The sequence below is a fragment of the Alteromonas lipotrueae genome (assembly GCF_019249255.1).
Lineage (GTDB): Bacteria > Pseudomonadota > Gammaproteobacteria > Enterobacterales > Alteromonadaceae > Alteromonas > Alteromonas lipotrueae.
The window spans coordinates 1-18938 of the sequence record NZ_JAESDJ010000010.1; the positions used below are offsets into that span (position 1 = coordinate 1).

Annotated in this window: 17 protein-coding genes; 9 read left to right on the forward strand and 8 right to left on the reverse strand. The window is 42.3% G+C overall.

The window, feature by feature from the left end; all coding sequences use genetic code 11:
* Positions 1 to 229: 229 nt before the first annotated feature.
* Together KYS23_RS20855 and pssA are read right to left on the reverse strand one after the other, a co-directional pair.
* Positions 230 to 355: a hypothetical protein gene (locus KYS23_RS20855; RefSeq protein WP_274608560.1), complete on the reverse strand. Its 126-nt coding sequence runs from the start codon at positions 353 to 355 to the stop codon at positions 230 to 232.
* Between the two features lie 262 nt (positions 356 to 617).
* The gene (gene pssA / locus KYS23_RS13980) at positions 618 to 1451 is read right to left on the reverse strand and encodes a CDP-diacylglycerol--serine O-phosphatidyltransferase (RefSeq protein WP_159532018.1); all 834 of its coding nucleotides are present in this window, start codon (positions 1449 to 1451) and stop codon (positions 618 to 620) included.
* A 252-nt stretch (positions 1452 to 1703) separates the two neighbouring features.
* On the opposite strand from pssA, the gene xdp1 (KYS23_RS13985) reads away from it, so the two are divergent.
* From xdp1 (KYS23_RS13985) to prsT, 3 genes are all read left to right on the forward strand, one after another.
* Positions 1704 to 2585, forward strand: coding sequence for an exosortase-dependent surface protein XDP1 (xdp1, locus tag KYS23_RS13985; RefSeq protein ID WP_218419126.1), 882 nt, complete (start codon positions 1704 to 1706; stop codon positions 2583 to 2585).
* A 197-nt stretch (positions 2586 to 2782) separates the two neighbouring features.
* Complete coding sequence (xdp1, locus tag KYS23_RS13990; protein WP_159532023.1) at positions 2783 to 3658, forward strand: exosortase-dependent surface protein XDP1; 876 nt, start codon at positions 2783 to 2785, stop codon at positions 3656 to 3658.
* 86 nt (positions 3659 to 3744) lie between these two features.
* Positions 3745 to 6570 (forward strand): XrtA/PEP-CTERM system TPR-repeat protein PrsT, encoded by a 2826-nt coding sequence (gene prsT, locus KYS23_RS13995; protein ID WP_159532025.1) that lies wholly within the window; start codon positions 3745 to 3747, stop codon positions 6568 to 6570.
* Positions 6571 to 6674: 104 nt separating this feature from the next.
* On the opposite strand, the gene clpB is transcribed toward prsT, so the two are convergent.
* The 3 genes from clpB to rluD form a co-directional block, all read right to left on the reverse strand.
* Positions 6675 to 9251 (reverse strand): ATP-dependent chaperone ClpB, encoded by a 2577-nt coding sequence (gene clpB, locus KYS23_RS14000; protein ID WP_218396059.1) that lies wholly within the window; start codon positions 9249 to 9251, stop codon positions 6675 to 6677.
* A 99-nt stretch (positions 9252 to 9350) separates the two neighbouring features.
* Positions 9351 to 10085: a peptidoglycan editing factor PgeF gene (pgeF, locus tag KYS23_RS14005; protein ID WP_159532029.1), complete on the reverse strand. Its 735-nt coding sequence runs from the start codon at positions 10083 to 10085 to the stop codon at positions 9351 to 9353.
* Positions 10086 to 10142: 57 nt separating this feature from the next.
* Entirely contained in the window at positions 10143 to 11126 is a 984-nt protein-coding gene (gene rluD / locus KYS23_RS14010) for a 23S rRNA pseudouridine(1911/1915/1917) synthase RluD (RefSeq protein WP_159532031.1), read from the reverse strand.
* Between the two features lie 168 nt (positions 11127 to 11294).
* On the opposite strand from rluD, the gene KYS23_RS14015 reads away from it, so the two are divergent.
* Positions 11295 to 12062, forward strand: coding sequence for an outer membrane protein assembly factor BamD (locus KYS23_RS14015; protein ID WP_159532033.1), 768 nt, complete (start codon positions 11295 to 11297; stop codon positions 12060 to 12062).
* 109 nt (positions 12063 to 12171) lie between these two features.
* Here KYS23_RS14015 and KYS23_RS14020 read toward each other — a convergent pair whose 3' ends face one another.
* The 3 genes from KYS23_RS14020 to KYS23_RS14030 form a co-directional block, all read right to left on the reverse strand.
* On the reverse strand, positions 12172 to 12900 hold the full coding sequence (locus KYS23_RS14020; protein WP_218419128.1) for a ChrR family anti-sigma-E factor: 729 nt from the start codon (positions 12898 to 12900) through the stop codon (positions 12172 to 12174).
* Complete coding sequence (locus KYS23_RS14025; RefSeq protein ID WP_159532037.1) at positions 12893 to 13504, reverse strand: sigma-70 family RNA polymerase sigma factor; 612 nt, start codon at positions 13502 to 13504, stop codon at positions 12893 to 12895. The genes KYS23_RS14020 and KYS23_RS14025 overlap by 8 nt, the downstream gene beginning before the upstream one ends.
* A gap of 129 nt (positions 13505 to 13633) precedes the next feature.
* Entirely contained in the window at positions 13634 to 14209 is a 576-nt protein-coding gene (locus KYS23_RS14030; protein ID WP_159532039.1) for an LON peptidase substrate-binding domain-containing protein, read from the reverse strand.
* A gap of 295 nt (positions 14210 to 14504) precedes the next feature.
* Here KYS23_RS14030 and KYS23_RS14035 point away from each other — a divergent pair, with 295 nt between their 5' ends.
* Genes KYS23_RS14035 through KYS23_RS14055 form a run of 5 tightly spaced genes read left to right on the forward strand, consistent with a single transcriptional unit; the run spans position 14505 to position 18913 of the window.
* The gene (locus KYS23_RS14035; RefSeq protein ID WP_159534611.1) at positions 14505 to 14930 is read left to right on the forward strand and encodes a nuclear transport factor 2 family protein; all 426 of its coding nucleotides are present in this window, start codon (positions 14505 to 14507) and stop codon (positions 14928 to 14930) included.
* A complete protein-coding gene (locus KYS23_RS14040) occupies positions 14927 to 15646 on the forward strand; it encodes an SDR family NAD(P)-dependent oxidoreductase (protein WP_218419129.1) in 720 nt (239 codons plus the stop codon). Before KYS23_RS14035 ends, KYS23_RS14040 begins: the two co-directional genes overlap by 4 nt.
* A gap of 12 nt (positions 15647 to 15658) precedes the next feature.
* Positions 15659 to 16924, forward strand: a complete 1266-nt coding sequence (locus tag KYS23_RS14045) for an NAD(P)/FAD-dependent oxidoreductase (protein WP_218419131.1) — start codon at positions 15659 to 15661, stop codon at positions 16922 to 16924.
* On the forward strand, positions 16921 to 17652 hold the full coding sequence (locus KYS23_RS14050; protein ID WP_159532045.1) for a DUF1365 domain-containing protein: 732 nt from the start codon (positions 16921 to 16923) through the stop codon (positions 17650 to 17652). The genes KYS23_RS14045 and KYS23_RS14050 overlap by 4 nt, the downstream gene beginning before the upstream one ends.
* A gap of 7 nt (positions 17653 to 17659) precedes the next feature.
* Positions 17660 to 18913 carry an SAM-dependent methyltransferase gene (locus tag KYS23_RS14055; protein ID WP_159532047.1) on the forward strand — a complete coding sequence of 418 codons (1254 nt, stop codon included), beginning with the start codon at positions 17660 to 17662 and terminating at the stop codon, positions 18911 to 18913.
* Positions 18914 to 18938: the final 25 nt, after the last annotated feature.

Below are 18938 nucleotides of genomic sequence, written 5' to 3' on the forward strand. Positions count from 1 at the left end.
ACTCTTCAATTAAATATATCGAATATGAATCGTCGTTGTGTGACACTCTTAATGAGTGCCCACACAGATTGTCTTGTTATAAATTGTTAAAGAACGTGGTGCAGAATCGCGACGCTTTCGGTCGGGACTTCTGCGCAAGGAGGACTCAGGCTACATATAATTGCTAGTGTCTTTCTTGCTTTGCTTCTCTTCGAAGCGGATGCGCATTCTACGCGTTTCGTTTTCAGTGTCAACGTTTTTCGTAAATTTCTTTCCGAATCGTTGTTAACTCCAAAGAGTTAATGAAAACTGCTTTTCCAGTGTTGTTGCCAACTCCTTGAAGCGAGGCGCGCATTTTACGCGCTTCGGTTTTCATGTCAACACTTTCAAAAAATTAACTTCAAAAGCATCTCCTTGTAAACCTTGCCAGTACTGCCTTTGAGGTTGTAATGACTTGCTTTGCCAGTGTAAGTTATTTTACTTTCCTGTCGAAGCGGATGCGCATTCTAGAGATTTCTGAGGCAAGGTCAACCTCTTTTTAATAATTCATAAAAAAAGCGACCTAGAAGGTCGCTTTTTAGTCGTTTGGTATATTAATACAACTAACTCATCACTATTAATGACTGAAAGGCGTGTTTTTACACTTTATTAGACGACTCTTCGTCTTGCTGCCCTTCGCTACTATCAACAGTATCGGTCGCACTATTAGCATCAGCATCAAAGTCTGCATCTTCTTCTTGCTCACCTACTACGTCGTTCAATGTAACTTTATCGACGGTTCTAAATGTATTGATTGGGCCAGCAAGCGCATAAAGAGAAAACACAATAAAGAGTACTAAAGCAGGCTCTGTTGCTACCACTACAAATATAAGTAGCACAATAAGCAGCCCTACGAAAGGAACCTTCCCATGCCAATTCAATTCTTTAAATGAATTGTATTTGAAGTTACTCACCATTAGTAGGCCAGCGAAACCAGTAACTAACGCCACTACAATTCCGTAGTCTGTACCTACAGCATCATATTCAACGCCTACCCAGACTAAGCCAGCAACTACTGCTGCTGCAGCTGGGCTAGCCAAGCCTTGGAAGAAGCGTTTATCGGCAATACCAACCTGCGTATTAAATCGTGCTAAACGTAAAGCAGCACCTGCCACATAAACAAAGGCAGCTAACCAACCGAACTTACCGAGCTCAGTTAAGCCCCAGTTGTATGCCACTAACGCCGGCGCCATACCAAATGACACCATATCAGCCATTGAGTCATATTCAGCACCGAAATCGCTTTGCGTATTCGTCATACGCGCAACGCGGCCATCTAATCCATCAAAAATCATAGCAACAAATATAGCTACCGCTGCTGCTTCAAACCTTCCTGTCATCGAAGACACTACTGCAAAAAAGCCTGAAAATAGACCAGCAGTGGTTAGTAGATTGGGAAGAAGATAAATCCCTTTTCGCTTTTGTTCAGACATAAGTCCTCATATATACATAAATAACTGTGTTAATTATTTCATAGTTCATTGCTGGCGCATAGATAACATTCACCGCACCACTGAAGCACATATAAATAACTAGGTATAGGCTAATATACCTAACCACATCACCTGTTCAGTTATCATACATCTATCATGTTGAAGTTCACGAAATCTACTCTGCCTGTAAAAAGAAGAGCTAAATATCGTACGAACTACACCTTTTATATAGATAAAGAAGGTCTAGTTATAATGCGTTTGCTTAATGTATCAATACTTACCGCGGGCTTTATTGGTTTTACCCTATTGCCACTTTCCACTGCTGAAGCAGGTTCTAATAAATGGCATAATTCCGACTACTCAGGGTGCAGCTCAAATAACAGCTCATCTAACAACGATTTATGCGAATCTGCGTTAGGCGAGAATATCTATGACCTCGTTGATGATGGCGTTCAATCAGGAACAGATCCTCTCAATAGCACCATTTCGGTTAACGGGGTAAACATTTCTGTCTCCGCTTGGTCCGACACCTACGGTAAAAACGATGACCTTGTTGTAGATGCGAAGTTAGAAAAAATATCTGACTACTATGGATATGGTGTAACAAATGATGATTGGGAAACTTACTATAGCCCCGATCACGCGATAGATAATGTAAATAAAGTAAACGGAAACGTCACAGACTTCGATTTCGTTTTGTTGTCATTCGACCAAGCTGTTTCTGTAACAGGGGCAAGCTTTTCCTGGCTATACAGCAACAGCGACTCCCAAGTATCTGTCGCCGCACTTGATTCCATTTCAGGTTTAACCTCAGGCAGTCAAACCTGGAACGATATCGTTGCTGATGCACTGACAACTGCCTCTTATGATATAGAAAATTGTGACTATGTAGAACATAGGGCAGATTTCGATATTTCAGACACTTCCCAGTATTGGTTAATCGGTGCTTATAATACCGTTTTTGAAAATATCGGAGGTTATATTGGAAATGATGCCTTTAAGCTTTCATCAGTTGGATTTTCTGTAGCAAATGAGAGTCCACCGGCCCCCTCAACTGAAGTCAGTGAGCCAACCACGTTAGGCTTATTGCTCGCAGGTGTATTTCTTGTCGCTTGGCGTAGAAAACAGCTTTGAATGGCGCCTACGTAAAAAGCGCTACTTTAGTTCAAAACTGACAGGTATTACCTGTCAGTTTTTTTTACTACTTAGCCCAAAAAGCGTAAGACTCAAAAATAAAAACCAAAAAAAACAAAAATATACAAATATGGCACAAATGATGCTTTAACTGGTTACTAATAGTAAAATTTCAGTTTAAAAGTGGAAGTATAGCCATGCAGTATTTACATAAAGCTTTAGTATCCTTAGTGGTTTTGTCAACATTAAGCGCACCTGCGTTTGCAGGCGGTAGTCGAGGCGATAGATATAGCGGCACAACTGACCCTGTTGACAGCTCTCTTGCTGAAGGCTATTACGATTTGACTGATTTTGACGAGTCTGTAGTAACTTCTGCTACTGGGGTAACTATAGGTGGTGTAAACATTACGCTTACCGGTTGGTCTGATACAGGTAATAGCTTAGATCCTGAAGACTTCGACCAAATAGTGAAAACGGCTTCGCCCTACGAAGTATCTAGCTTCTACGGCTATGGTGTTTTGAATCAGGACGGTGAAGGGTCAACTAGCCCCAACCACTCTATTGATAACTACTACTGGAATGGCGAAGACACAGCTGCCGGAATTGCATACGCTGACTTTGATTTCGTATTGTTCTCTTTCGATTCTGATGTAACACTTGATAACATTGACTTTGGCTGGGCAAACAACAATGGCACTGACCAACAAGTTTCAATTGCTGCATTAAATGATAGCCAGCTAGGGTTACTCCAAGGCGAGTCCAGCAGCTGGTCTGAAATCATTACTGGTGCGGTTTCAGGGTCATTCAATATTACTAAAACTGGGTCGTACAGCTATACTACTGGCGAGCTAGAATTAGTTAACTCAGCGAAGTATTGGTTAGTTGGCGCCTATAACACTGTGTTTGGCAGCGTAGATGGTGCTTCAATGTACAATGATGGATTTAAAATTACCTCTATTGATTTTACTGAGGGCACTCCGCCCCCCGTTGCTGAAGTTCATGAGCCTGGCGTTTTTGGCTTGATGCTAATGAGTTTTGCTATTCTTATATGGCGTAGAAAACGCACTGCGTAATAGTTTCAAAATAGAAAAAAAACACGTATCTTTAGAAGGTGGCTTTGGCCACCTTTTTTTATGGCAGTTAGCAGGATAATTTAATAATGAATTTAGGAACTGGACGTTCGCGTATTTGGCGTTCTACATTGGCCTCGGCAATATTGGCATCGGCATTTGCAGGTAGTTTTTTAAGCATCGCTCATGCTACGACTTCGGAGGATTATGAAAAAGCACTTACTGCATTTAACGCAGATAAGTATAACGAAACCTATATTCACCTGAAAAATAGCTTAAAAAAAGACCCCGAGAACTTAGCTGCCAAAATCCTAATGGGAAAAATACTTCTCATTAACGGATATTTAAATGCAGCAGAACTTGAGTTTGTAGAAGCAATAGAGATGGGAGCAGACATAAACCTGCTCGCCGAGCCCTTGGGCAATACTTGGCTCTTTCTCAATAAATACACAGACATCGTCAACTTTAATCAAACCAGTAAACTCACCAAGGAAAGCAACCGAGCTTGGCTGCAAATACGCGCCACAGCATGTATACGACTAGATGATCTAACGTGTGCCGAAACTGATTATTCACAAATACTTTCTGATACCCCTCGCTACGTTCCTGCTATTAATGGGTTGGCTTCTATTGCGCTTCAAAGAGATAATTTATCATTGGCTCGTAAACTTATTAATGACGCCGAGAATATAGAAAAAGAAAATGCCATTACTTGGCGCTTAAAAGGCCAATTGGCCTATCGCGAGGGAAATACCAAAGCGGCTACTGAATACCTGCAAACCGCACTATCATTTAACCGCGAAGATCCTATTGCACTTAGGAATCTTGTTGACCTTTATCTACAAGCTAAAGACTATGACCAAGCGAAGCTATTTGTCGATGAAATTATTGAAGATACGCCCAACGACCCTCTCGCCATTTTGTTAAATAGTTGGTTGCAAAGCCGTAATACCGAAACAGCCATCGACAATGAACAATTACTTCAGCTCAATGAGTTTATGAGTCAATTAGATCCTGAAATAATTGCCTCTCAACCTATGCTGCTGTACATAAGCGGGCTGACAAACTTTTTCAATAACAATATGGAAAAGGCAGCGAAGGACTTCACAAGCTACCTACAAAATGAACCTGATGACATTCAGGCTGTAATGATGCTGTCTCAGGTTTATCTCTCTACGCAACAAGGTAAGCAAGCCCTACTTTTGTTAGAGCGTTATCAGGATGTACTGCTGGAAAATCCTGATTCGGCACTTATTTTAGGCGATTTGTTTATAAAACAGAATAAAGCCTTTAAAGCTGAAAGGTTGTTGCAGCAACTAGAAATACGACACCCCTCGGAAAGTAAATTACAGCTTTTTAAAATTAGATTGATGGCGGCAAGAGGTAAGCAGGATAAAGCCTTGGCGATCCTCGAACAAAATTTTTCTAGGTATAAAGACAGCCCTTCTTATCTTTTCACCTACGCGTTAATGAACCTTCAAGCCTCACGTTACGACCAAGCACTTCGCAGCGCTGGCCTACTTGCAGACAAGTTCCCAGAGGATCCTGAAGTTTATAATTTACAAGCGGGGATTCTTATACGGCAGGGGCAATTAGCAGAAGCCAAGTCGAAAATTGAAAAAGCATTGGCAATTAACCCCGCGTTATTTCCTGCAAAATTCAATTTGGCTGCTACTGAAAGCAGATTGGGGAACCTAGACGTATCATCACAACTCGTTGAAGAATTGCTTACTCTATCGCCAAAGCATAACGAAACACTGCTACTTAAAGCACACAATTTGACACGTCTTGGTAGTACACAAGAAGCCAAGCAAATTTACATTGATATACTTACGCTAAACCCGCAAAACATAGCCGCCAAGGAGCGGTTAGTCGCTATTTACCAACGTGAAGGTGATAGTAAAAGCGCTCTATATCATTTAGATAGACTTATCAAAGATGAATTCGACAATCCTGATTACCTTCTCAGTAAAGCCGGATTGTTAATTGCGTTAAAAGATTATGAGAACGCGAAAAAAACGCTAAATATTGTTGAGAACTTTATACAGCAAGACGCCACTAGGTTACTTCGTTTGAGTGACCAACTATTGCTAATAAATGAAGAAGATAGAGCGCTGGCAGCAATGGAAAAGGCACAATCAGCTGCACCAGATTCTTCAATTATAGTCCTTGCTCATGTACGACTTTTATTGAAATTAGATAAAGTTAATGATGCAAACGTGTTACTGGCGTCTATCGCAACTACACAGCAGGGCAATGCCAATTATTGGTTGCTGAAAGGCAGAGCTTTGACAGCTGAAGAACGTGATGAACAAGCCCTTGAGGCTTATCGACGAGCCCTTAGACTAGATAGAGATTTCGCACCGCCGCTAATCGCTATTTACAACTACGCCCTTAATGAGCGCTATGTAGATACATTCATTGAAGAGTCAGAGGCAATTATCAAGCAAAACCCAAAAAACCTTCTGGCCAAAAGCTTACTTGCTCAATATCTCTATTTCATACGTGATTTTGACGCAGCAACAGCCCTATATAATGAGCTAGTAAAAATACCCGAAACACCAAGTCCAGCACAGGCTTACAATAGGCTAGCTATTATGGCAATGGAAATGGGAACGGAGAGTGCTGAAAGCTATATCATCAAAGCCTATGAACTCGACCCCTCATCTTCGAAAATTCTTGATACGTTTGGCTGGTTAAAAGCACAACAAGGGCAATATGAAACAAGCCTTAAAATGCTACGCGACGCCTTTGCCCGAGATGCCAATGATCCTAACATTCGCTATCACCTTGGTTATACATTGGCTAAGTTAGGCAGAATTGAAGAAGCAAAAGAAGAATTAACCTTTGCGGTAAATGTGAAACGGCCTTTCTTTAAACGCACTGAAGCACAAAGCCTGCTCGATGGTCTTTAATTACGTTCGTTAACTTTTTTCACGTATAAGAAAGCCACACTCTCTATCAAGATGTGTGGCTTTGTTTTATCTACACGCTTATTACTGCGGCATAAGCTAATTAATCACTGATTTGAAATCACTAGCTTTTCGTTATCTACATCTATTCTGATAACAGAATCTGGTACCAAATCACCTGAAAGTAACTTTTGTGCGAGTGGATTTTCTATATGAACCTGAATCGCCCGTTTAAGTGGCCGCGCACCATATACAGGGTCGAAGCCAGCATCAGCGAGTTTATCCATAGCAGCCCCAGATAAATTAAGCTTGTACCCTTTTTCCACTAACCTAGCACGAAGTGCTGCTAGTTGAATTTTAGCAATAGATTTAATTTCGTCTTTGCCAAGTGGGTGGAATACCACAATGTCATCAACTCGGTTAATAAACTCAGGACGGAAATGCTGCCCTACCACCGACATCACTGACGCTTTCATTTCTTCGTACTGACTTTCTTCATGTTGCGTTTGAATAATGTCAGAACCTAAGTTGGATGTCATGATCACTACGGTGTTTTTGAAATCAACTGTGCGACCTTGCCCATCGGTTAAGCGACCGTCGTCTAATACCTGTAGCAAGATATTAAAAACATCAGGGTGTGCTTTTTCTACTTCGTCGAGCAAAATTACAGAATAAGGCTTTCTACGTACTGCTTCGGTTAAATAGCCACCTTCTTCATACCCAACATAGCCAGGGGGCGCCCCAACTAAACGAGCAACAGAGTGGCGCTCCATAAATTCCGACATATCAATGCGCACCATGGCGTCTTCGGTGTCGAACATGAAACCGGCTAGCGCTTTACATAATTCAGTTTTACCAACCCCTGTTGGGCCTAAAAACAGGAAGGAGCCAATAGGACGGTTAGGATCCGCAAGGCCAGCTCGAGAACGTCTGATTGCGTTAGATACTGCCTCAACCGCTTCCCCCTGCCCCACAACACGTTTGTGTAGTACATCTTCCATTTTAAGTAGTTTGTCACGCTCGCCTTCTAGCATTTTAGCAACAGGTATACCTGTCCAACGTGACAATACATCGGCAATTTCAACATCGGTGACTTTGTTTTTCACCAACTTAGTTTCTCGGGTTTCATTTTCAGATGCCCGCTCAAGTTTTGCTTCTAACTCGGGAATTCTGCCGTACTGAAGCTCAGACATACGATTTAAATCTGATGCCCTGCGCGCAATCTCTAAATCGAGTTTAGCTTGCTCTAGCGATGACTTAATGGTTTGCGTACCTTGCATGGCTTCTTTTTCATCAAGCCATACTTTTTCAAAGTCATTGTATTTAGTTTCAGCTTGCTCACGTTCAAGCTCAATCATTTCTAAACGTTTGTGACTGGCATCATCCGTTTCCTTGGCAAGTGCCTGCTCTTCCAGTTTCAGTTGAATAATACGGCGCTCTAATCTGTCCATATCTTCAGGTTTTGAATCTATTTGAATACGAATACTCGATGCTGCTTCATCAATCAAATCAATAGCTTTATCGGGGAGTTGTCTGTCGCTAATATAGCGATGAGACAAGCTGGCCGCCGCTACGATAGCTGGGTCGGTAATATCCACTGAATGGTGAAGTTCATACCGTTCTTTCAACCCCCTCAAAATAGCGATGGTGTCTTCTACGCTGGGTTCATCTACCAACACTTTCTGGAATCGGCGTTCAAGAGCGGCGTCTTTTTCGATATATTGGCGATACTCATCAAGGGTAGTTGCGCCCACACAGTGCAATTCACCGCGAGCTAACGCTGGTTTTAACATGTTACCCGCGTCCATAGCGCCATCGCCTTTACCTGCGCCTACCATGGTGTGTAGTTCGTCAACGAATAAAATAACCCGACCTTCTTCTTTAGCTAATTCGTTAAGCACGGCTTTAAGGCGCTCTTCGAATTCTCCGCGATATTTTGCGCCCGCCACCAATGCGCCCATATCAAGCGAAAGCACCCGCTTATTCTTAAGCCCTTCTGGTACTTCACCATTAATAATGCGCTGCGCTAACCCCTCAACAATCGCGGTTTTGCCCACACCAGGCTCGCCAATAAGAACTGGGTTGTTCTTTGTTCTGCGTTGCAAAACCTGCACTGCACGACGAATTTCATCATCGCGACCAATAACAGGGTCGAGCTTCCCTTGTTCTGCGCGCTCGGTTAAATCTGTAGTAAATTTCTCCAGCGCTTGGCGCACGTCTTCGGCATTCGGATCATTTACAGTTTGCCCGCCTCGCATAGAGTCGATAGCGTTTTCTACGTTATCTTTAGTAATGTTAAGCTGCTTTAAAATTTCGCCTAATCGACCGTTATCTTGAAAGGCTGCCAGCACGAAAATTTCAGAGGTAATGTACTCATCTTTACGCTGCTGAGCTATTTTGTCGCACAGGTTAAGCAGAATGCCACTTTGTTTACTTAGCTGTACATCACCGCCAATGCCATCAACGCTAGCGATACGGTCAACCGCTTCACTCAATGCCGAGCGCAGTGCATTCACATTTACATTTGCTTGGTCGAGTACGGGGCGTACCGAGCCGCCTTGCTGGTTCAGCAAAGCCGTCATTAAATGTACAGGTTCAATGTATTGATGGTCGCGCCCAAGCGCTAAAGATTGAGCATCCGAAATGGCAAGTTGGAACTTATTGGTGAATCTGTCTAATCGCATGGCTAAACCCTAATAATGTCAAAATACCTTATGCATTAGTTATGGGATCTTATTGAATGAGATTCAAGAGAAACGTTTAAAGTTTCGTAAACCTTTGATTTAGCGCAAACCTATTACACTTACCATTCGGCCAGTAGCTAGCTTGCCTTGATGCGTTGCTCTGCGGTGGGAATAAAACTGTTTTTCATTGCAATAGGTACATAGCTGACTATTGATGACGGTACCAACATTTAGCGATGCTAGCTGCTGGGCAGCAATGGCGGGTAAATCCAATTGAAACTTAGTGGGTATATCACCTTGGCATATTGCTGATGGGTAATCCGCGAAGCGTTGTGCTAACGCAGCATCTACTTCATAACACTGCTGACAAATGGCTGGCCCAATCCAAGCCATTAAATCTGAAGCTTGGCGCGAAAAATGGCTCACTGTGCGGCCAATAATTGCAGACTCAAGCCCTTTCCATCCAGCATGCACGGCAGCCACTTCTTTACCTGTAATGTCACAGATAAGAATAGGTACGCAGTCAGCCGTCATTACTGCACAAAAATGCGTACTACTTGTGGTAAAAGCTGCATCGCCTTCTGTCTCGGAAGAAGGCAACGTAACAACATGATTGCCGTGAACTTGATTTAACCACGTAATAGCATTGGCATAGGGTAAACCAGCGCGATTTAATGCCACGGCTTCCTTGTCATCACCCACGTGGTCTCCGACATTACATTGGGCAAACTCCCCACGACTGGCACCTTCGCCATCATGGTCACAGCCACTGCCATCACGCGTGGTAGTGTAAGCAACCACGTTTTCAGGGCTATGCCATTGAGGTGTTATCATGTTGAGCTCCGTCGCTCTGCAGCCATTTTATTGGGTCAGACAAACCAGTTGCACTGATTAAATCATATCCTCAGGGTTTTCTTTAGAGTCTAAGCGTACTGCAGCCAATAAATCTTGCATATCTTTTGGCAGTGGCGCTTGCCATGTCATCCACTCTTCCGATTCTGGATGATACAAAGAAAGCTGAGCTGCGTGTAAAGCCTGACGCTGGAAACCCCGTAACGTGTTAACAAAATCATCAGATGCACCTTTCGGTAAGCGTGGTCTACCACTGTAGGTAGGATCGCCTAGTAACGGATGCTTAATGTGGGCCATATGCACACGAATTTGGTGGGTTCTGCCTGTTTCCAGCTTTAAGCGCAAATGCGTATAAGCACGAAACTTCTCGATAACACGAAAGTGAGTTACTGCAGGTTTACCATTTTCACGCACGGCCATGTGTGTACGCTTAGTTGCATGGCGCCCAATAGGCGCATCCACCACACCACCAGCTACCATAGTGCCCATCGCAACGGCTTCATACTCTCGGCTCATCACTCGTGTTTGCAGCTGATCTACCAGGTGGGTTTGTGCTGGTAAGGTTTTCGCTACTACCATCAGGCCTGTTGTGTCTTTATCTAAACGATGCACTATACCGGCACGAGGCACTTTATCGATGTCAGGAACATGATTAAGCAATGCGTTAAGCACAGTGCCACTTGGATTGCCCGCACCAGGATGAACCACTAAGTCAGCAGGTTTGTTAATGACTAAAATATGTTCATCTTCATAAACAATATCCAATGCAATATCTTGCGCTTGGCTAGTGACCTGCACTTCTATTTCAGCGCTAACAGTCACCACCTCATCCATTTGCATTTTATGGCGTGGTACTGTGATAACCTGTCCATCAACGGACACATTTCCGCCTTGGATCCAAGTTTTTAGCTTAGAACGTGAATATTCAGGGAACAAATCAGCTAAAACCTGATCTAACCGAAGACCAAAGTGCTCAGCCCCTGTGGTTGCTTCTAATTGTAATGTGTTGTCCGACTCTGTCATAACACCGATTATTAAGTGTAAAAAGGGTATTATAACAAGCTTTCAATCGGTACACTGCGTTGTTTGCGAATTTGTATGGTTTTTATCATCGCGAGTACGTTAGAATACGAGAACATGAGCTTAGACAGCGAAGTAATCAATACTGTTTAGCAGGAAAAAAGAACTATTATGAAATCAATTCGATTACTGGCACCTGTGTTATTAGGTGCAATGGTATCTGTCGCAGGCTGTAGTAGCTCCTCCGACGAAGAAGAAAAAGCCGTTATGGCTAATATGGGTGCGCAACAGCTATATAACAGAGCCAAAGAAAGCATGGAAGTGGGTAACTTCAGTGCTGCGGCCCAGACATTAGGCGCATTAGACTCTCGTTACCCATTTGGCCCGCTTTCGCACCAAGTGCAATTAGACCTTATCTATAGTTACTACAAATCAGGTAAGAGTGATGAGACGTTAGCCACTATCGATAGGTTTATTCGTCTTAATCCAAACCACTCAGATGTTGATTATGCCTACTATATGCGTGGCCTTACCAACATGGAGTCTGACAGTAACCTGTTTCAAGATTTAATGAACATTGATAGGACTGACCGAGATCCTTCGAAATCTCGTCAGGCTTTTGAAGATTTCAGACGCTTAATGCAGCAATACCCTGACAGCAAATATGCTGCAGACGCACGCAAGCGCATGCTTCATATTAAAGACAGGCTTGCACGATACGAAATTGCTATTGCCCGCTTCTACATGCGCAGACACGCTTATGTTGCAGCAGCTAACCGTGGCAGATATGTTATCGAGCACTTCCCTGAAAGTACACAAATTCAGCAAGCGCTTGAAATTATGGTATCTAGTTACGAGCAATTAGGATTAGATGATTTGCGTGGTAATGCCATGAAGACATTGAAGTTGAACTTCCCTGAAAGTGACTTTATTAGTTAATCATTCTAATAGCAGTAATAAAAAGCGCAGTTTAAAACAAACTGCGCTTTTTTTTGAATCTGCTTTTTAACTTTAACTGAGAAAATTTACAAAAATACTATTACGAAGGCTAGCGAAAGAAAAGATGACTAAATGGATTGAGAAGGCGCGCTATACCAGACGTAAAATGTAAGGGCTGGTCAACAATAGTAAATACTAAGCAACCTTGGGCATTATCAGAACGCGGGGTATGCGTATTTTGGCCATCCATGAAAATAAAATCGCCAGAATCGTAGTTGTTAATTCCATCACTGAATTCACCGTTTATCACCAAAGTGTATTCAGTGCCTCGGTGAGTATGTTCGGGCACACTACCACCTTTAGCCATATATATGAAATTGGCTACTCCTTGGCTACCTAAATCCACAGGTGCCTGCCATAACTTCCCTACTAAACTAGACCAGCCCCCTGTCTTCTCTATATACCGCTGAAGTGTTCGCGGGAGGACAAAGTTCCTGCCATCAAGCTCAATAGAATGGATAGCAGCCTTACTGACTTCTGTCTTACTGCTTGGCTTTCGGGAGGTTTCTTTCTGATTCAAGCCGGTATCAGCTTCAACAGAAGACGGCGCTTGAGTAATTTGCGCAATCATTGCGCTGTAATCGACTTTAAGGTCAACTTGCTTAAAACCATTATCTTGCAGTAACGAACCAGCTAGGCGCTCGGTTTCTTGTTCCACAAATCGCTGACACGTGCTGCACATATCACAATGTGCAGAGACCATCAGCGACACCGCCGGCGATAAATTTCCGTCAACGAATGAAACAAGTTGTTGAGCACTCGGGTGGAACCTAATCATTACTTTGCAACATACCTTTTAATCTTTGAAGTGCTAAGCGAGTTCTTGACTTAACAGTACCCAGTGGGATATCTAATTCATCGGCGACTTCTTGCTGAGATTTACCATCAATGTAAATAGCTTCAATAACTGCCTTTTGTTTAACCGGAAGCGATTCAAACAAATAACCGATTTGTTCTAACGTTACTTGTTCGTCAAGAGGTGCTTCGTTTAGGTCGGCAGTTTGTTCACACAATACTGGCCAAAGATCATCAGAGCATACATCTTCTTTTCGGTTTTGAAGCTTACGCAGCATATCAAAACGAATATTTCGAGCAATGGTGAAAATCCAGGTAGATGGCGAACCTTTCTCTGCGTTAAATAAATGCGCTTTTTGCCACACATTCGACATAGTGTCTTGTACTAGTTCCATGGCAAGGGCTTCGTTACCCATCTGCTTTAAAGCGTATGAACGAAGTCTTGGAGCAAAGTAATTAAAAACTCGCGCAAAAGATTTTTTACAACGCTTTTGGGCAACTTCAACTAGGTAATCTGACATCTCAACCGCGCATTCTTTCGGTTTAATCGTACTCTTACTTTGTTCTAAAGGAATTCCAACTAACATAAGGTTTCGTCCGTTTATCCGATTCGATTAATATATTTTACAAACAAACGATGAAAGAAGTTCGAAAAAATCGCCAATTCCACATTACAATTGTTTAATGGAATTTAACACTTTATCTATTAATTCGGTTTATCGAATTAATGCACACAGATAGTTAAGTAAGTTCTTGCCACCACCCTGTCTAAGAAATTGCTGCTTTTGTCCACCATCAACAGGTAGCAATTCAAGCCACCGTCTTAACACCCACATAGGGTCGTCAAACCGGGTTTCCTCATAAAGTGATGCTATCTCCGTATACTTCGCAAAAATTTCTTTCAAACGCTCATTTATAGGCGCTAATTGCTGAGGTGATATTTCGCAGTTCCAAGGCGATACAGAATGACAATGACCTGTACGTAACCCATCTGATTCAACTGCTACATCAGTTACCTCAACTAACTCTAATCCAGCAACCTTTATGCCAAGCAAGCCGTCATCGAGCAAATCGAAGTCGACAACCTTGGCGTAGGTACCAATCGGATAAATATGTTCATTACGGGATTTATCACCAGATGCGTTTAGCATACACATCACAAACCCTTTATTTTCAGCACATGCCTGCTTAACCATGCGCGTGTACCTTGGCTCGAAAATGCGTAACGCCATGCGTCCCTCTGGAAGCAAATGGGCAGATAACGGAAATAGTGGAATGGGTGTCTTACTCATAAACTCTTAACTCTTTTGGTCATAAGCAATTACGCCACTGTGAACAAATTGGATCGCTAGGGAAAAAATTTCACACTTTAGTCTAAAGGTAATGATCCGACGCGCTACATTATTTGTAGAATGAATATATTAAGAAAACATTAACCAACCCGGTTACGCTTCGAATAGTAGAACGATAATCAAAATAGCGTGTATAGTATTTGCAAACAAGCTCCCACGCAGTATTAGCAATAGTAACAACACGTTACATGGCCGTTTTATGTTTATCCAAGCAAATTAACAAAGTGAAGAAGTGATGACTGTATTAGATAGATTCTCAACGATGTACGCCGATATATGCCAAATCACCCTAGATGACTTAGCAGATATTTATGCTTCCAACGTGGCATTTGTTGACCCTATCACTACCCACCATGGCCTTAATAGCGTACAAAAGTATTTTGCAAATTTACTTGGGCAAGCCGAACGCTGTCAGTTTGACATATCAATGATAGCGCCAGTGAATAGCAACAGCATCACCCATATCGTTAACTGGACAATGAACCTCAAACTTAAGCAAAGCGACAAGTTAATTGTCGTAGACGGGAATACCCAGTTGACGGTAAAGGATGACAAGATTGTCTATCACAAAGATTACTACGATTTAGGCGAAATGGTATATGAACACATTCCTCTGTTAGGCTTCTTTGTGAAGAAAATTAAAAAGAGGTTAGCGAAGTGAAGACATTACTCATTACAGGCGCCACCTCAGGAATTGGCAAAGCATTAGCACTTCATGCGGCAGAAAAAGGCTATCAGGTTATTGCATGTGGTAGAAATCAAGAAGTGTTAGATGAACTGGCGTCGAAGCCAAACATTAAGCCGCTTCAATTTGATGTAACTTCTCTAAAAGAGGCTAAACAAGCGCTGCACAACGTAAAGTGCGACATTGCTATTTTAAATGCAGGCACCTGTGAATATGTAGATATTGATGAATTCGAGTCGGATATGTTTAGGCGGGTTTTCGAACCGAACTTTTTTGGCGTAGTTCACTGTGTAGAGGCGCTCATTCCTTCATTAAAGAAAGGGAATAAGCTAGTCATCGTAGATAGTATGGCCCGCCTACTTCCCTTTACCCGTTCTCAGGCATACGGGGCAAGTAAAGCAGCTCTTCACTATTTTACAAAAAGCTTAGAGGTTGACTTACACGACCTCGGTATAAATGTTCAAGCGGTATCACCAGGGTTTGTTGAAACACCCCTTACTGACAAAAATGACTTTGATATGCCAATGAAAATTACGGCAAATGAAGCGGCGGTTTCTATGCTTAAAGGTGTTGAGACGGGTAAGCAAACCGTTTTCTTCCCTCGCATATTTGGCTTTATACTTCGATTTATGCATATCTTACCGGTTGGATTACAAAAGAAATTATCGCTATCGATGCGAGAGAAGCAGTAGAGCACAATAACAATGACAAAAAATGTAGCGATTGTTGGGACCGGCATTTCAGGCCTAACGTGTGGGTATTTGTTAAATAAAACAGCTAATATCACTGTTTATGAGTCCAATGATTACATTGGCGGGCACACCGCCACGAAAAAAATCAACGATGAGGGTATTGAACGAAATATCGATACCGGTTTCATTGTATTTAATGATTGGACCTACCCTAGATTTATAAAGCTGATGAAGCAGCTTGATGTCGCATACCAGCCTACCGAGATGAGCTTTTCTGTTACCAGTGAGAAAGCTAACATCGAGTACAATGGCAATACGATAAACAGCCTATTTGCACAGCGTCGGAATATACTACGCCCGAGGTTCTGGCGTATTGTGCGTGACATTCTGAAATTTAATAAAGCCTGCAAAGCCTTTGTCGCCGAGAAGCGAGACACTGCTTCTATGACGCTTCAAGATGTCATTAACGAGCTAAAATTAAGCGATGACTTTGCGCGCTATTATATCTTGCCCATGTGCGCCGCTATTTGGTCTGCAAGTCTTGCCCAAACTAGGCAGTTCCCACTGACTTTCTTTCTCCAGTTTTTTAACAACCACGGTTTATTGAATATAACTGACAGGCCACAGTGGTATACCATTAAAGGTGGCTCTAGCACTTATATTCCCCCGTTAACTGCCAGTTTTGAAGACAAGATAAAGCTATCATGTGGCGTTACTAATGTGAAAAAAGTAGGCCAAAAATGGCAGGTAACTGACACATCTGGCACTCAAGCTTTATTCGATGACGTTATTTTCGCCTGTCATAGCGATCAAGCACTAGCCATGCTAGATACTCCCAGCGAAGTTCAGCAAGCGGTGTTGGGCGCTATTCGCTTCGCTGAAAATGACGTCGTTATGCACAAAGATACAAACCAACTTCCTAAGCGAAAGCTTGCATGGGCAAGTTGGAATTACCGCTTAAAAGACGATGCTGGCGAGGAAGAAAGACCGGCTTCGGTGACTTACGATATGAATATTCTTCAGCGATTAGACGCAGCTAATACCTACTGCGTCACCCTTAATAACACGGATAAAATTGATACAAGCGCGGTATTGGGTAGTTACCAATATTCGCATCCTCAATTTAGTGACGTTATGGTGAATGCACAACAGCGCCGAAGCCAGATATGTGGTGTGGATAATCTGCATTTTTGTGGCGCCTACTGGTATAACGGTTTTCATGAAGATGGTGTGCATAGCGCATTAGATGTATGTGAGCGATTTGGAGCTCACCTATGATGGATAGCGCTATTTATGAAGGAAAGGTGTATCACGAGCGCTTTTCACCTACCCAACATAAGTTCGACTATCATATTTATTTGTTCTGGATAAAGTTAAGTGAAGTCGATGCATTGCCAGCAGCCTTGAAACACTTCTCTGTTAATTCTAAAGCAAGAGTACGCTTTAAACGAGAAGACTATTTAGGTGATAGCAACAGGCCATTAGACCAAAGCGTACTAGAAAAAATGAACAGTTTAAGTGAGGATACCTTAAGCGGCGATGTGTACATGCTTGGGCAACTTCGAATGTGGGGAATGTATTTCAGCCCTGTTAATTTTTATTATTTAAAGGGTAAAGACAATGCCTTTACCCATGTATTAGCAGAAGTCAGCAATACCCCTTGGAATGAGCGGCATTATTATCTGGTCGATTTAGCCGTGCAAGCAGACACACCAAAAGCATTTCATGTATCACCGTTTAATCCCATGGACATGACTTACAAATGGCGAATAACGCAACCTAGCCAACGCCTATCATTAACGATGGACTGTGTTCGAGGCGAAAAAGAGTTCAATGCTGGAATTAATTTAACACGGCTTTCATTAGATAATGCGAATCTAAGTCGGGTTATGAAACGTATACCTAGTATGACCATTAGAACAATAATTGGCATATATTGGCAGGCGTTAAAGTTACTTATAAAGCGTACACCACTTTATAACCACCCTAAGAAAAGTCAGGAATAATAACAACATGTCTTCCGGTGAATCTGTATTTAGTACCCCGTCAGAAGCGTCTCTTTTAGACAAGGTATGTAGGCGCGCATTTTTAAAGTGTTTAGAGAAACTTCCACATGGTTCACTTACCATTATGGAAAATGGCAGCACGATCTCTTCACTGGGTAACCCCAATGACGATTTGCACGCTACGATTAATTTCAAAGACGTGAAAGCGTATCGCCAATTATTATTGGGCGGCAGTGTAGGTGCAGGTGAAGCCTACATGGATGGTCTGTGGGAAAGCGATAATGTGACGGCAGTGGTGCAAATATTTGCGCGCAATTTATCTACCCTTGACGCATGGGAAAACAAGTTCAAATGGATTTCCATGCCTATTTTAAAAATTCAGCACTTTGCCCGCCGCAATACACAAGACCAAGCCAAGAAAAATATTGAAGCCCATTACGATTTAGGTAATAAACTCTATACTCGCTTTTTAGATAATACGATGATGTATTCATCGGCGATTTATCCTGATGTGAATGCCAGTTTAGAAGAGGCGCAAAATCACAAACTTAAAACAATTTGTGACAAGCTTCAGTTAACCCAAAGTGACCACCTTTTAGAAATTGGCACTGGCTGGGGCGGTTTGGCGGTATATGCTGCCAAGCATTATGGTTGTAACGTGACCACCACAACTATCTCTGAAGAACAATATGCGTGGGCAGAGCAATGGATTGACCGCGAACTGGTATCTGACAAAGTCACCTTGCTGAAAAAAGACTATCGCCTATTAGAAGGTAAATACGACAAGCTGGTTTCAATAGAAATGATTGAAGCCGTTGGGAAAGATTACTTAGGTAACTTTTTTGAAAAGTGTTCATCGTTATTGAAAGACGATGGGCTGATGTTGCTTCAATCCATTACTATTGACGATAGACGTTACGAGAGTTACGCCAATAGTGTGGACTTCATTCAAAAATACATATTCCCCGGTGGATTCTTACCCTCGCAATATCAATTAAACTCTCATTTAAAGCGCTATAGCGACATGATGATTAGAGATCTGCATGATATCGGGTTAGATTACGCCCAAACCCTAAATCATTGGTACGAGGCCTTTATTAGCGCCAAAGAAGCGTTACTAAACGACGGTTACGATGAACGTTTCATGCGAATGTGGATTTACTATTTAAAATACTGTGAAGGCGGTTTTTTAGAAAGAACCATTAGCACTGTGCAATTGGTAATATCTAAGCCGCATCACAGGGAGGCATTGCAACGCTAGTTGCATACGAAAGACAACTTCAAAC